The organism is Paenibacillus segetis, assembly GCF_014639155.1.
GTDB classification, from domain to species: Bacteria; Bacillota; Bacilli; order Paenibacillales; family Paenibacillaceae; genus Fontibacillus; species Fontibacillus segetis.
Map to the genome: position 1 here is coordinate 1026487 of NZ_BMFT01000001.1, position 14242 is coordinate 1040728.

A 14242-nucleotide genomic window follows, 5' to 3' on the forward strand; every position below is an offset into this window, starting at 1 on the left:
CATCAACTATTTTAGGGAGAGAGATTAGAATGAAAAGACTATTTATTGCAGGCACGACTGTATTACTAGCAATGAGCCTTGCAGCTTGTGGAAGTGATAACAAGAATGAAGCGAATGTTGCCCCGACTGAACCAGCAACAGTAGCTGTGGACACATCATCAACAGAAGCAACATCTTCTGAACAAACAATAACTTACCTGGGTAAAGACTATACTCTACCTGCACAAGTGAACAATATTGTTGCAGCAAGTCTGGAATCTATGGAAGATGCTGCGATTCTGGGAATTAAACCGGTTGGAGTATTGTCTATCGCTAATGCTATCCCTACATATCTTGAAAAAGAACTTGCCGGCGCTACTCTAATAGGTGATAAATTCGCACCTAATAATGAAGCTATTTTGGGATTAAATCCGGATGTTATATTGGGAAGTTCGAAATTTGGTGATGAGGTAGTAAGTGCTTTGAACAAAATACAAACCATGATTCCTTACTCTCATATTTCTACGAATTGGAAAGATAATCTTAACCTTCTTGCCCAATTAACCGGTAAAGAATCTCAAGCATCTACCATTATTGCCGATTACGATGCGAAAGCTGCTGAGGCAAAGCTTAAAATTAGCGAAACCTTAAAGGATAAGAAAATTATTGTGGTTCGTATTCGTGAGGGCTCCATGTGCGTGTATCCTGCAACCGTGTATTTGAACCCTATTCTTTATGACGATTTAGGCGTAACTATTCCAGATGTCATAGCAAAAACGGAAGCACAAGCCGAGCTTTCACTAGAAGGACTAGCCGAAGTAAATCCGGATTATATCTTCCTTCAGTTCGAAACGTCTGAGAATACGGATGCACCAAAGGCTCTTGAAAAGTTGCTAGATAATGCTATCTTCAAAAGTACGGAAGCAGCTAAAAATAATCATGTATTCGTAAACGCTATTGATCCACTTGCACAAGGTGGAACAGCTTGGTCTAAGGTTAAGTTCCTTGATGTAGCGATTGAAAACTTATTGAAATAAGGTGCGATATATGAGTACGAAGAAAACGAATTGGATACCAATTACGATGTTGGTTATCTCCCCATTCTTCATACTCCTCGCCATCGTAATATCAGTTCTATATGGGACAAAGGATATATCTGCACTCACTGCATGGCAAGCGATTACTGAGTTCGATCCCAATAATGTTGATCATAATATTATTGCAGGTTCTCGAATTCCTCGCGTAGTCGCTGCTCTACTGGTGGGTGCTTTTTTAGCGGTGGCAGGGGCGATCATGCAAGGGATTACAAGAAATTACTTAGCTTCTCCTTCCATTATGGGAGTAAATGACGGATCTGCGTTTGTCATTACATTGGCTATCGTCTTTTTTCCTGGCTTGTCTAACTACCAAATGATCATCTTATCTATGGTAGGTTCGGCTCTTGGAGCGGGCTTAGTATTTGGTTTCGGTTCGGTTATTAGAAATGGATTATCTCCAGTTAGGCTGGCGATTATCGGTACTGTTATTGGTACTTTCCTAAGCAGTATCGCTTCAGCAATTGCATTGTTTAATCAAGTTTCGCAAACGGTTAGCATTTGGTACAATGCCAAACTTCATGCTGTTGATGTTGATATGTTAAGGGTTGCAATTCCTTTTGGGATCATCGGATTATTACTGGCACTATTCACCTCCAAATCGGTAACCGTCGCTTCACTTGGAGAAGATATAGCGATTGGACTAGGACAAAGAACCAAATGGGTTAAGGCGCTAAGCATATTAGCAGTCGTATTCTTGACGGGCACATCGGTAGCTCTAGTGGGGAAAATCGCATTTGTTGGCCTTGTGATTCCGCATATTGTCAGATTTATAGTTGGAGTAGATTATCGTTATATTATTCCATGTTCAGCGGTAGTCGGATCTATATTTCTTGCCTTTTGTGATATTATTAGTCGCTTCATCAATTATCCGTTCGAAACGCCAATCGGAATTGTCACAGCAGTCATTGGTGTACCCTTCTTTCTCTATCTAATTCGTACTAAAGGAGGGGAGAAGAGTGCTTAGATCAAATCGTTTTGTGCTGACCTTATTCGTGATCTTTCTTCTAACATTTGGGGCATTTTATCTCCATATAACGAATGGTTCTTTTGATATGAGCGTATGGGATGTCATCAAAACCTTGTTACGCATCGACCCTAACCCTAAGCATGATCTCGTCATTTTTGATTTTAGACTTCCACGTATCGTTATTGCCATGCTTATAGGGATTGGGCTGGGCATTGCGGGGACCGTAATGCAGGGAGTAACCCGAAATGGTCTTGCTGATCCGGGTATCTTAGGTATTAATGCTGGTGCTGGAGCATCTATTGTTCTATTCTTACTACTCTTTCAAATGAAAGCGAAGCATATTACAGATGGTAGCTGGACATCCACAATGATGATGCCCATTTTTGGTTTTGTAGGAGGAGCACTCGCAGCAGCACTCATCCTGATTTTCTCGCGTAAGAATGGTCGAATGGATATGCAGCGATTGATTCTAACGGGAATTTCCATTAATAGTGGCTTTGGGGCGCTGTCGATGTATATTTCCTTAAAAATGAATCCTCAGGATTTTGAGATGGCAGCAGTTTGGATGGTAGGTAGTATATACAATGCCAACTGGGTATTTGTGTTGTCTATGCTTCCTTGGATCGTGATATTAAGCGTAATTATTTATCGAAAGGCACATTTGCTTGATTATTTTCAACTTGAAGAGGGAACGGTTACAAGTCTAGGTATCTCCGTTGAGAAGGAAAAAATAATTTTGATATTATGCAGTGTAGGGCTTATTAGTGCCTGCGTTTCCGTTTCTGGAAGCATAGGTTTTATCGGATTAATGGCGCCACATATCGCTAGAAGTCTTGTAGGGCTTCGTCATCGATTGATCATGCCAGTCAGTGCTGGAGTGGGAATGTTTCTATTAATCATCTCGGACTATATTAGTAAAACGGTGTTTGAGCCATCAGAATTGCCAGTTGGTATTGTCGTGTCTATTATAGGCATTCCCTATTTCTTATACTTACTAGTCAAATCAAAGGCTTAAGGAGGCTAGACAATAGATGCAAAATGTCATACGTATGGAAGAGTTGAGCTCAGGCTATGAGAAGAATACGATTTTTGCAAATCTCAATACTTCGATTCAAGCTGGTAAAATAACCACGATTATTGGACCTAACGGCTGTGGTAAATCTACCTTACTTAAAACAATTGGACGGATTTTGCAGCAAAAAAGCGGTAAGGTTTATTTGCAGGAACAAGATATGCAATTACTCTCAACGAAGGAAATTGCCAAGAAATTAGCGATTCTCTCTCAGAATCCAATAGCTCCTTCTGGGCTAAAAGTAGAAGAACTGATCTCATATGGACGTTATCCACATCGTAAAAATGTCGGAAGGCTTGCTGCAAAGGATCAAGAAGTTATTCAGTGGGCGATGGATATTACACATACTACGGCTTTTAGGGCACGAGATATAGAGGAGCTCTCAGGTGGACAGCGGCAGAAAGTATGGCTAGCCATGGCATTAGCACAGGAGACAAGCATCTTGTTGCTAGATGAACCAACAACTTATCTAGATATGGCTCATCAGCTTGAAGTATTACAAATCGTTCAAGCGCTAAATGAGGACCATCAATGTACCATTGTTATGGTACTTCATGACATCAATCATGCTGCCCGTTTCTCTCATGAACTTATTGCCATGAAGGAAGGGACGATAGTCAATCAAGGACGCCCTTCAAGCATTATGACCAAGGAGGTTATGCGTACGGTCTTTCAAATTGATGCGAAAATTATGCAAGACCCAGAAACGGGAACTCCTATATGTTACAGCTACGATGTAATTGGAGAAAGGAAGGAAAAAAGCGATGGAAGTAACAAAACTCGTACTCTCGCACTGTGATCATTTTCAGTTCCCTTCTCAGAAAGCAGGGTACACCTATGATATACGGGTGTATGTTCCTGAGGGAGAAGTTCCAACGGGGGGGTATCCCGTATTTTACGTGCTTGATGGCAGCTCTTATTTTCAAATTGCGCGTGATGTCGTACATCTTCAATCTCGGAATGCACCTAAAACACATATTGATAAAGCTATTGTGATTGGAATAGGTCATCAGGAATCGGATACGACAAAGAGAAGATTTTATGATTTTACAGCGCCTGCTGATGAATATATCTACCCTCCCCGTCTTCAGGATAGTGATCTAGGACCACATGGAGGTGCAGTGGACTTTCTTGCTTTTATAGAAGAAGAATTGATGCCTTATGTCCAACAGCATTACTCTATTCATGGTTCAAAACAGTCCTTATACGGTCACTCCTTGGGAGGATACTTCACATTATGGGTTAAATTCACAAGACCGGATTTATTCCAAACGTTTCTTGCTACCAGTCCATCCGTCTGGTGGAATAATCATGAGCTGCTGAACTATGCTGAACAATTCGCTGTGGATATGACACCTTCTGAACACAATAATATAATGATTACTGTAGGAGAAGAAGAGGGTTTTATGGTAGAGGATGCTGATAAACTAAGGGAGCTCCTTCAAAAGTATCATCTATCCGTTGGAGTCTACATCGCACTTGAAGAAAATCATGCCTCCGTAGTTCCAACAACGATGAGTAGAATGTTTCGATTTGGTTCTACTTATGTAGGTTCCATTCACGAATAAAACAGAATACGCCGGGGATGTAATATAGTAGATCACTAGAGCAAGCGCTGCGACATAGTTGATTGGAGGTCTAAAAAGGCAATGAAGTTGAATGATCACATCTTGCTCTGGAATCATGTTTTCATAAAAGTGATGGATGTCCGTCATAATATGCTGGATAAAGGGGAGAAATTATCAAACTATCGGCTCCCAACCAGCGCGTTTCTATATGTCGTACGTGGAAGCTCTAAGGTGTGGCTAGATCAAAATCTTCATAGAGTGGAGCGTTTCCATGTGTTGCATAGTGGAAAGGGCACGTGTCTGAATATTGTTACAGACGACGATCTTGATTACTACATAATTCTATACAAGGCAACACTTGTGTTGCCTTGCAGCAAGGAAGTTCAACAACGGATGGAAAGCGAAAATCCTTTTCATAATCAGTATGCTTTCACACCCCATAATCCGCTGCCTCTATATGATAAAGTTGAACTTCTGGAGAAAGAATGGCGTCAAGCATCCGGGCTTGGAAAGCTACATGTTAAAGCTATATTTCATCAGCTTGTCTATGAACTGCTTTGGCAATTGCACGGGCAAGGTATACGACCGCTTAAGCCTGATCTGGTTGCTCAGGCTACTTCGTATATCAGAGAACACTTCAGTCAACCCGTCACACTTGAAATGATTGCGGAAGAACTGGCATGCAGTGCTGGACATTTATCCAGATTGTTCAAGAAAAACATGCACACCAGCCCGATTCATTACCTTGGTCAGGTGCGGGCAGACCGAGCGATGCAATTATTAATACAGACCGATGCAACTTTGCAGGAAATTGCGGAGAACGTGGGCTTTCCAGATGCTCATTCTTTAAGCCGCAGCTTTAAGAAATACAAGGGAATATCCCCTATTAGTTTCAAAAAAGAGTGGAAACATAAGGCATGGAGTCAAGATATGCCTCAATCTATGTTAAAATATGCCGTTCAGCAGAGTTTGCCTACACGCTATACTGATATTGATTATCATTATCAGAAAAGAGTGGAAGGAGATTTATTCATGCATGGAAGAGTTAGAATTACTGCAATGACTGTAGTATTGTGTTTATCATTGGTACTGGGAGCTTGTTCAAGTCCGGCAAATAGTAATAATGGTAGCTCGCAATCCGAGGTTAATCATACGGCTGTCCAAGCCAATGGAGACCAGGTAAATACAAATGGGCAAGAGGCAGTACAGGTAAAGACGAGAACCGTATCGACGCTAAAAGGGGATATAGAAGTACCGTTAGATCCCAAACGGGTAGCTTCTGATCAGTATATGGGGCACCTTTTGAAACTGGGGATAATTCCTGTAGGGGTCAGAAGTTTTATGCTAGGTGAGTCTTGGATCGAGAAGTCTGGTATTTCAAAAGACGTATTGGCTGGAATTGAGGATCTTGGTGGATTTCCTATGAATTTAGAAAAGTTAGTCTATCTGGAGCCAGATTTGATTATTGGTTCGATAGAGGACAATATCGAAGCTTACCAAAAGATCGGAACCACTGTATTTTTGCCTTATTGGGAGGGCCTATCTACCGCGGATCCGTTGGCGAAATTCCGGAGAATTAGTGAAATATTCGGAAAGCAGGATGAAGCGGAGCAATGGATAACGGAATATGAGAACAAAGTCGCAGAGGCTAGAGCAAAAATTGCCGGAATCGTTAAAGAGGGTGAGACGGTTTCCGTCGTACAAATCGGAGGTAAATCGCTGTTTGTTGCTGCAGCGGAGAATGGAAACTATGGCAGCTCAACCATTTATCAAATGCTGAAGTTGCCGCCTACGGAACAAGCTCTGAAGATGGAGGAAGGATTTGAAAATATCTCTCTCGAGGTTCTACATGAATATATGGGGGATCATATATTTGTATATGGAGCTGACGATGAAGGGGCAGATCAAGTATTAAACAGTGCTTTGTGGAAGGCACTTCCAGCTGTTCAGAAAGGTCAAGTCTATAAATACGGTTCATTCGGAGAAAAAGGCGATGAATTTGTAATGGAGGATCCTTACTCTCTGGAGCTTCAACTTGATACTATTGTAAATCTTTTATTAGGCAAACAGGAATAGGATCAGGTGGAGTTACCCCTCTGATCCAACTATATTTTGAACATAAGCGGCAGTGATGCCGCTTTTTTGCATTTTCTTAATCTCCATATTTCCTTCTATAGTGACCCAGTGTAAGCAGCGGCCATATGTATCGGTAGCTGTGATAATGAATATAAAAGTTACCGGGTAGACCAGCACCTGTTGGATAAGTGGTCGTCCACTTATCTTCTTGCAATAAAATCATTAATTTCTCGATCCCTTTATTTATAGCAGGTGTTGGTTGCGAATGTACAGAGATGAGTGCATCTAAAGCCCAAGCGGTTTGAGAAGGTGTACTTTCCCCTAAGGGTATATATAGCTTGTGCCGATCACTTCTACAGGATTCTCCCCAGCCTCCATCATGGTTTTGTATGCTTAACAGCCATTTGACTGCTTTCTGTACCGTTTCATGGTTGGAAGCAATCCCTGTAGCCTTCAAACCAGTCAGTGCTGCCCAAGTACCATAGATATAACAAATTCCCCATCTCCCATACCACGACCCATCCTTTTCCTGATGGTGAATTAGCCAGTTGGTTCCACGTTTGATGAACTCGTGCCGGATATCGAGTCCGGCAAAACTCCCTAGATACTCCAAGGTGCGTCCGGTAAGGTCAGCCTCAGAGGGGTCAATAGCAGCAGATTTGGCTCCGTCGATGGCAAGCCAAGTGAGCATTTCTTTGTTCGTATTTTTCTCGAAAGCGGGCCATCCTCCGTCATTATTTTGCATGGATATCACCCAATTCAATCCACGATTCCATGACTCTAGATACGTTGGTTTGGACCATGTTAAGCCATGGATTGCTCGCAAAGCAGCAGTTGTATCATCGACATCCGGATTGATTGTATTGGTTTCTGAGAATCCCCATCCACCCGGTTCGATATTGGCATTATGAATGCTCCAATCTGCTAACTTGTTCTGTTGCTTGGATAGCAAATATGCAGCAGCACGACGAATTACCCTATGATCAGCGGGAAATCCGGCTTCTTGCATGGCGTAGGTGAGTAAAGCTGTGTCCCATATGGTAGAGGGTGAATTTTGAACCGTCGTTTTGCCGTTAGTGCGAAATTGCATAGCTGTTATACCTTGAACGGCATGAGTGATGAGTGGATGTTGTTGATCATATCTCAGAGCAAGTAGAGCGAATATCATCAAAATAGTACTACTGGCATAACTGTAAAGGGTGCCATCTGACTCAATTCGTTGTAACATGAACTGTTCAGCCTTCTTGAGGGCGGCTTTATGGATATTATGCGGAGTGCCAATAAGTCTATTTAGACCCGTTTGTATATTGTTTTGCATCTCCTGAAATCCTCGGGAATGCAACTCGTCTACTTCAATATCATTGGTGTGAGTCTGCTTGTTAAGCTCACTTAGTTCGGGAGTTTGGGCTGTCTGAATAGAAAAATTACGATCAGCCATGATTAGCATGGGGGTGAGATGGACTCTTGAGTACCCTGAAAATTCAAAAAAATTGATGGGGAAAGAAGAGGGAAAAAGGAGAAGTTCTAGTGGAATGGAGGAAATAGATGCAGGCCATTTCATTTGTCCAGTTGCGGCAAGGAGGGACCTGGTCAAGATACTTGAGACTTTTCCAAGACCACCCTTGGATTGTATAAAACGTTTGGCTCGTTGAATCGGCCCGTCTGTTGCTTGGCTGTATCCTGAATAGAGTAAGGCATAATAGGCTTCAATAGAAGCGGACAAGTTTCCCTCCTCTTCATCCTGGAACAATTTCCAGCCACCATCAGCTTGTTGCTCAGCAAGAATACGATCATGTAGTTGCAGAATAAGGGCTTCGTTCTCTATGTTTAACGTTCGAAAGAGAATGATTACATAAGCATCAATCGTCGTACCATTCTCAAAACAGCAACGCCAAGACCCATCCTGTTCCTGTTGTTGGATCAGTGATTCAGACAATCGATGGATTTCTTCATCTATTTTACTTACAACATTACTCATTCCCCTGGTACCTCCGAAATAAGTCGTTTTTATCATTGTATGATGATAGGGGGAGGGAAATGAGGGGAGCTAAAAATGCAATTACGATTCATCATAAAATAAGCTAAACCACGTCTCCTGGACGTGGTCTCTATTTTACCGGTGGATTAGGTAAAGCACTGATTAATTAATCAATCATGTTAACCTTTGATTCCCGTTGTCGCAATGCCTTCGGTGAAGTATCTTTGTCCGACCAAAAAGATAATAGTAGCGGGAATAATCATAATCATTGTACCAGCCATAATAAGGTGCATTGGAGAGGTTAGACTACTACGCAATGTTGATAACCCAAGAGCCACCGTGTACATATCCTGATCGTTCAAATAGACGAGTTGGTTCAAGAAGTCATTCCATACCCCAACGAAAGTGAACAGTAGGACTGCGACCAGCGCTGGTTTGACCAGTGGCAGGATGATTTGGGAGTATATCTTGAAATATCCCGCACCGTCCATAACCGCTGACTCATCCAAATCACGGGGAACGGTCAGTAAAAACTGCCTAAGTAGAAAAATGTTAAATGCGCCTCCGCCGAAGTAAGCCGGTATGATGAGAGGGAGAAAAGTACTCGTTAAACCAAGCTTCGACCAACCGATATAAGTTGGTACTAACGTAACAATGCTTGGCATTAATATCGTCATAATGACTAATGAGAACCAGAAATTCTTGAGTGGGAAATCGATTCGTGCGAACCCGAATGCAGCTAAACTACTCGTAAGACCGACTCCGATTAACACTGGAATGATTATGATAAATGTATTGCCGATGTATTTGAGGAAATCGACACGGTTTAGTACCTCGCTATAATTCTCCCACCTAAAAACTTCAGGAAATAGAATCGGAGGGTATCCCATGATTTCCCCTAAATCGAGTAACGAGGAACGGAATATCCAGTAAATCGGAAATATAAAGAGGAAGGCAAGAATCCCTAGGAAAAAATAAGTGAGCATTTGACCCCGTACACGGTAATTCATCTCTTGCTGCCCCCTTCATAATGCACCCAAGTGGACGAGAGCTTAAATAGCAAATAGGTGAAGAATCCAACGATAACGAAGAGTACCATAGCCAGTGCGCATGCATACCCCATATTCTGATACTTGAAGGCTTCCCGATAGATTAGGAAGGAATAGAACAGAGCGGAATCATTGGGCCCCCCACCGTTGCGTCCAAGGACATAGGTCTGGGTGAATGCTGTCAGCGAGTTGATGAAAGCTAAGATAATATTATAGAAAATAACGGGTGAAATAAGTGGAATTGTAACAGAGGTTAGTTTTTTCCACCATCCGCCACCATCGATTTCTACCGCTTCAAGAAGATGCCTAGGAACATCCTGCATACCAGCCATGAAGATGACAATGACATTTCCCGCTCCCCATACTGCGATAATTATCAATGAGGGAATAACCGAACCAGGGGCTCCAACCCAATACTGCTTATCAATCCCGAGAAATCCAAGAGCATAGTTGATAATCCCGAAATCGACGTTGAACATCCAAATCCAACAGATGGCACCAGCCAGCATCGGAATAACCGTTGGTAAATAGAAAACGGCTCTGAAAAAAGCCTTTGCCCGTTTGACAGAATTGAGTAACATCGCGATGGTGAAACAAAATATGACGATAGCTACAACACTTCCAATCGAATAGTAGGCGGTTACTTTCAATGATTTAACGAAAAAGTAATCTTCCATAAATACTTTTCGGTAGTTTTCGAAACCAATCCATTTTTTTGGTGCCAATACAGTCCAATTCGTAAAACTCAAATAAAAACTGTATAACAGTGGGGCCAAGGTAAAGATGAGAATACCTAGGATAGCGGGTAAGATAAAAAGATATCCTGCCCATATCTGCCGCCGTTTATGGCTTTTGTAACTGGTAGGTCGATCAAGTGTGGGCATTCACTATGCCTCCTTAATGTTGGAATGCACGGAGAGGCTGCTTCTATTTGCAGCCTCCGTGCATCGATCACTTACGGATTCGCTTTACCACTGTCGAATATTTCCTTCATTTTTGGATAAATAGCATCAACTGCTTCTTGTGCTGTCATCTCACCAAGCCATACTGGATCAAGCCCAGGATTTAGCACTTCACCGAGTCGGCTGTATGTTGGTAGGAAGAACCAGGGAGTTGGATATGTTGCTTTTAATGCATAATCGATAACGGCAGTTTTATATTCTGGTGGGTGTACTGCAGTTGCTGTCCATTTCTTGATTAATTCTGGATCCGTATACCAGCTTAGTTCTGTTGGCATCCACACACCACTGTCAAAGTTAGCTTGGTTTTGGTTTGGATCCATTAACCATTTGTATAACGTAATAGCTTCATCTGGATGTTTCGCTGTATTGTAGATAACCAGAGGCAATCCGGTATTGGTTGTTGCTGGTTTCTTAAAGATAGGCAATACACCTACGCCGTTCTTTAGGCCTTTTTCAACTTGTGGACCGATGTTAACGAGCTCCCATTGACCTGAAGTAGCCATGGCGATCTTGCCAGAGGCTAATTTTTGACCAACGTCACCAGGTAGCCCTTGCGCTTGTGCTGGAGTTGGAGAAACGAACTCTTTCAAGGACAAATCGGCTACTTTCTGAATGGCTTCGATGGTCTCCGGTTTATTGATCAGCAGTTCCTTGCCATCTTGGCTTACTTCACCGCCCCCATTACTAATGGCAAAAGGAGTCCAGAAGAAATCTGCAGCATGGTTAACATCGATACCAAATTGCACAATGTTACCTTTATCGAAGCCAGCTTCATTCGGGTGTTTACCATTCTTATCGACCGTTAGCTTTCGAGCAACCTCTAGCATTTGATCCCATGTCCAAGCCTTTTCTGTTTCGGCAGGAGGATAAGGAATACCAGCGTCATCAAATAACTGTTTATTGTAGTGAAGGATGATGATTTCATTGGCAACGCTATACCCGAGTAGCTTACCGTCTGGTGAGACGAATTTGTTACTTTCCATTTTCGGTGAGATCGTACCATCTTCATAGTATTTTGACATATCCATTAAAATACCTGATTCCGCCCATCTAAGTGCTTGAGCTTCATTCATTGCACTAATATCGGGTAGAGTTTTTGAAGCAGCCATCGCGGTCAATTTGGACGGAAACTCGTCTTCTGGAACGCTTTGATAATCAATCTTAATATTGGGGTGAGCTTCCATAAATGCATCGAAGCTTTTTTGCTGCGATTTTCTTTCTTCATCGGGGGCCCAGTCTAAGTACTTCAGAGTTACAATTTCGCCAGATTTATTTGAATCAGAAGTCTTGTTACTAGGGGAAGCTGTATTCCCTTTATTGCTATTCGAGCTACAGCCTACGATTAATGCGAAGATTGTGATTAATGCAACACTCATTGCCAATCCTTTTTTAATAAATCTCACGTTAACCCCTCCTTTATATAATCGTCGTCTTGGGAAAATGACTACATTCCCAGAACCCATAATTAATAGCTTCCCTCCCTCATTAGAGTAAGAAATATTTATACTTGCACCTCCTCAGGTTGAAACTTTTGTTCCCGTATCCAGACCTGCATCTCACCTACACTTCGGTTGGCCCAAGCGAAGTAGGGGATGAAATGGGCTGTCGTTTGCTCTAGCTGATCCTGAACATCAGCTTGGTATAGCTGATCGCCCCAGTAATCTCCTCGCATACGGAAGGCTGGCATTTCTATCATTTGCATACCTCCGAGTAACTCAGGGTGAAAGAGGGAGTGCCCGGTCTCATTGGGAGAGATCATTAATTGATGCAGATGGTTTCCATTGTCGACTTCCTCCAAGCAGTACACTAGGGGGCCTCGCTGTAACGCAACCTTTCCCGCTGTTTCTCTGATAAGAGGGTTGCCCTTCATATGATTAATTTGCATAGGTAATACAAGATGCACTAGATCCTTAGGATTCCATCGTCGGTCGATGTATATATAGCCATCGATTAATGATGCTTCATGAATAGAATAAGAAGTATCATTGATATGAATTTCAGGAGTATCGCACCAACTAGGTAATCTCAGCGCAAATGTGAATCGTAAAGATTGCTCCATGTTGAACTGGAAGCGAACATTACCTTCCCATGGAAGTTCAGAGTGCTGAATAACTTGAACCTTCTGGTCGTTGAGCTCTAGTTCGATTTGGCTTCCAATATACAGGTGGGTATACAAGGTCTCTTCCTTGACTGAGTAAATATAGGACCCAAGTGAGGCAAGTAGCCTTGAAATATTAGGGGGACAACACGCACAACCGAACCAACGCTGCCTTTGATGCTTCACGTGGTCAAAATTTCTATTCTTACCACTAGCGTCGGGCCATACTTCAAGTGGATTCACATAGAAGAAATGCTTTCCATCTTGGGACATTCCGGCTATTACGGTGTTATACAGTGCACGTTCTAGGACATCCGCATACTCGCTTTTTGCTGCGATTTGCAGCATACGGCGGGCAAAAAAGATTAATCCAATGGAGGCACAAGTTTCCGCATATGCGGTATCACTAGGTAGATCATAATCAAGAGAGAAGGCTTCACCGTAGGCCATTGATCCTATTGCCCCTGTGATATACATTCGTTTGGAGACAATATTTCTCCATAGTGAAAGGCAAGCAGCTAATAATTGTTCATCGTTTGTTTCGGCCGCAACATCTGCCATCCCCGCACACATGTAGACAACTCGGACTGCATGCCCTTCGGCTGTCTTTTGCATTCTGATTGGCAGGTGAGATTGGCTATACGATTTGTCTTTGGCCATGCTTAGTGAAGGAAAATGTGTTTTGCCGTTTCGTTTGGCGTATTCCAAATCGTAGAAATGCGGACGCTGTCCCCGTTCATCCAAGAAGAACTTAGCTAGCCGTAAATAGCGATCATTGTCTGTGATTTGATATAGCTTGATCAAAGCAAGTTCGATTTCCTGATGTCCGTCGTAGCCCTTGATTTTTCCAGCCTCTGCACCAAAAGCCTCATCAATACAGTCTGCTAAACGACAAGCGACATCCAAGATCTTACCTTTTCCTGTTGCATTGTAATAAGCAACCGCAGCTTCAATTAAATGTCCTGAGCAATATAATTCATGGCATTCCGCTAGATTTGTCCACCGTCCTGTGGGCTCTTTCAGCGTAAAGTACGTATTTAGATATCCATCCGTATGTTGAGCTTTGGCAATGATATCAATAACCTCATCGGCAATCTTCTCTAACTCGCTATCTGGACTTAATGTGAGTAAATAGCCAACAGCTTCTAACCACTTGGCAACATCACTGTCCTGAAACACCATTCCGTGAAACTCACCCGTTTCTAATCCAGCAGCAATTTTGAAGTTTTGTATGGCATGACTCGGCTCGGATTCTTCAACACGATCATTAAGCGCATCCCATTGATAAGGAACAACAACGTCTCGGATCAATGAAATATAAGGAGACCAAAAGTCATCCTGGATCGTTACCTTTTTTAATGGAAGAGGGGTCGATATGGACAAATTTCTCATCAAG

General features: G+C 42.4%; 11 protein-coding genes. 6 read left to right on the plus strand and 5 right to left on the minus strand.

Features of this window, described 5'->3' with window-relative positions:
* The first annotated feature begins 29 nt into the window (after positions 1–29).
* The 6 genes from IEW05_RS04460 to IEW05_RS04485 all read left to right on the plus strand — a co-directional run bounded on the left by IEW05_RS04460 (position 30) and on the right by IEW05_RS04485 (position 6759).
* A complete protein-coding gene (locus IEW05_RS04460) occupies positions 30–1016 on the plus strand; it encodes an ABC transporter substrate-binding protein (RefSeq protein ID WP_188536204.1) in 987 nt (328 codons plus the stop codon).
* Positions 1017–1026: 10 nt separating this feature from the next.
* Positions 1027–2040 carry a FecCD family ABC transporter permease gene (locus IEW05_RS04465; RefSeq protein WP_188536206.1) on the plus strand — a complete coding sequence of 338 codons (1014 nt, stop codon included), beginning with the start codon at positions 1027–1029 and terminating at the stop codon, positions 2038–2040.
* Positions 2033–3058, plus strand: a complete 1026-nt coding sequence (locus IEW05_RS04470; RefSeq protein WP_188536208.1) for a FecCD family ABC transporter permease — start codon at positions 2033–2035, stop codon at positions 3056–3058. The genes IEW05_RS04465 and IEW05_RS04470 overlap by 8 nt, the downstream gene beginning before the upstream one ends.
* Positions 3059–3074: 16 nt before the next feature.
* The gene (locus IEW05_RS04475) at positions 3075–3914 is read left to right on the plus strand and encodes an ABC transporter ATP-binding protein (RefSeq protein WP_188536210.1); all 840 of its coding nucleotides are present in this window, start codon (positions 3075–3077) and stop codon (positions 3912–3914) included.
* The gene (locus tag IEW05_RS04480; protein WP_188536212.1) at positions 3880–4683 is read left to right on the plus strand and encodes an alpha/beta hydrolase; all 804 of its coding nucleotides are present in this window, start codon (positions 3880–3882) and stop codon (positions 4681–4683) included. Before IEW05_RS04475 ends, IEW05_RS04480 begins: the two co-directional genes overlap by 35 nt.
* An 81-nt stretch (positions 4684–4764) precedes the next feature.
* A complete protein-coding gene (locus IEW05_RS04485) occupies positions 4765–6759 on the plus strand; it encodes an AraC family transcriptional regulator (protein WP_188536214.1) in 1995 nt (664 codons plus the stop codon).
* 76 nt (positions 6760–6835) lie between these two features.
* Here the strand turns inward: IEW05_RS04485 and shc are convergent, their stop codons facing one another.
* The 5 genes from shc to IEW05_RS04510 all read right to left on the minus strand — a co-directional run bounded on the left by shc (position 6836) and on the right by IEW05_RS04510 (position 14238).
* Complete coding sequence (gene shc / locus IEW05_RS04490) at positions 6836–8737, minus strand: squalene--hopene cyclase (protein ID WP_188536216.1); 1902 nt, start codon at positions 8735–8737, stop codon at positions 6836–6838.
* A 179-nt stretch (positions 8738–8916) separates the two neighbouring features.
* On the minus strand, positions 8917–9747 hold the full coding sequence (locus IEW05_RS04495; RefSeq protein ID WP_188536218.1) for a carbohydrate ABC transporter permease: 831 nt from the start codon (positions 9745–9747) through the stop codon (positions 8917–8919).
* A complete protein-coding gene (locus IEW05_RS04500; RefSeq protein ID WP_188536220.1) occupies positions 9744–10670 on the minus strand; it encodes a carbohydrate ABC transporter permease in 927 nt (308 codons plus the stop codon). The genes IEW05_RS04495 and IEW05_RS04500 overlap by 4 nt, the downstream gene beginning before the upstream one ends.
* A gap of 71 nt (positions 10671–10741) precedes the next feature.
* Positions 10742–12151: an ABC transporter substrate-binding protein gene (locus IEW05_RS04505; protein WP_188536223.1), complete on the minus strand. Its 1410-nt coding sequence runs from the start codon at positions 12149–12151 to the stop codon at positions 10742–10744.
* A gap of 98 nt (positions 12152–12249) precedes the next feature.
* Complete coding sequence (locus IEW05_RS04510) at positions 12250–14238, minus strand: glycoside hydrolase family 127 protein (RefSeq protein WP_188536224.1); 1989 nt, start codon at positions 14236–14238, stop codon at positions 12250–12252.
* Between the last annotated feature and the right edge of the window lie 4 nt (positions 14239–14242).

Coding starts and splice junctions, on each gene's coding strand:
- IEW05_RS04480 (WP_188536212.1), top strand. CDS start 3,880: ATGGAAGTAACAAAACTCGTACTCTCGCACTGTGATCATTTTCAGTTC.
- IEW05_RS04510 (WP_188536224.1), bottom strand. CDS start 14,238: ATGAGAAATTTGTCCATATCGACCCCTCTTCCATTAAAAAAGGTAACG.
- IEW05_RS04465 (WP_188536206.1), top strand. CDS start 1,027: ATGAGTACGAAGAAAACGAATTGGATACCAATTACGATGTTGGTTATC.
- IEW05_RS04495 (WP_188536218.1), bottom strand. CDS start 9,747: ATGAATTACCGTGTACGGGGTCAAATGCTCACTTATTTTTTCCTAGGG.
- IEW05_RS04460 (WP_188536204.1), top strand. CDS start 30: ATGAAAAGACTATTTATTGCAGGCACGACTGTATTACTAGCAATGAGC.
- IEW05_RS04475 (WP_188536210.1), top strand. CDS start 3,075: ATGCAAAATGTCATACGTATGGAAGAGTTGAGCTCAGGCTATGAGAAG.
- IEW05_RS04485 (WP_188536214.1), top strand. CDS start 4,765: ATGAAGTTGAATGATCACATCTTGCTCTGGAATCATGTTTTCATAAAA.
- IEW05_RS04500 (WP_188536220.1), bottom strand. CDS start 10,670: ATGCCCACACTTGATCGACCTACCAGTTACAAAAGCCATAAACGGCGG.
- shc (WP_188536216.1), bottom strand. CDS start 8,737: ATGAGTAATGTTGTAAGTAAAATAGATGAAGAAATCCATCGATTGTCT.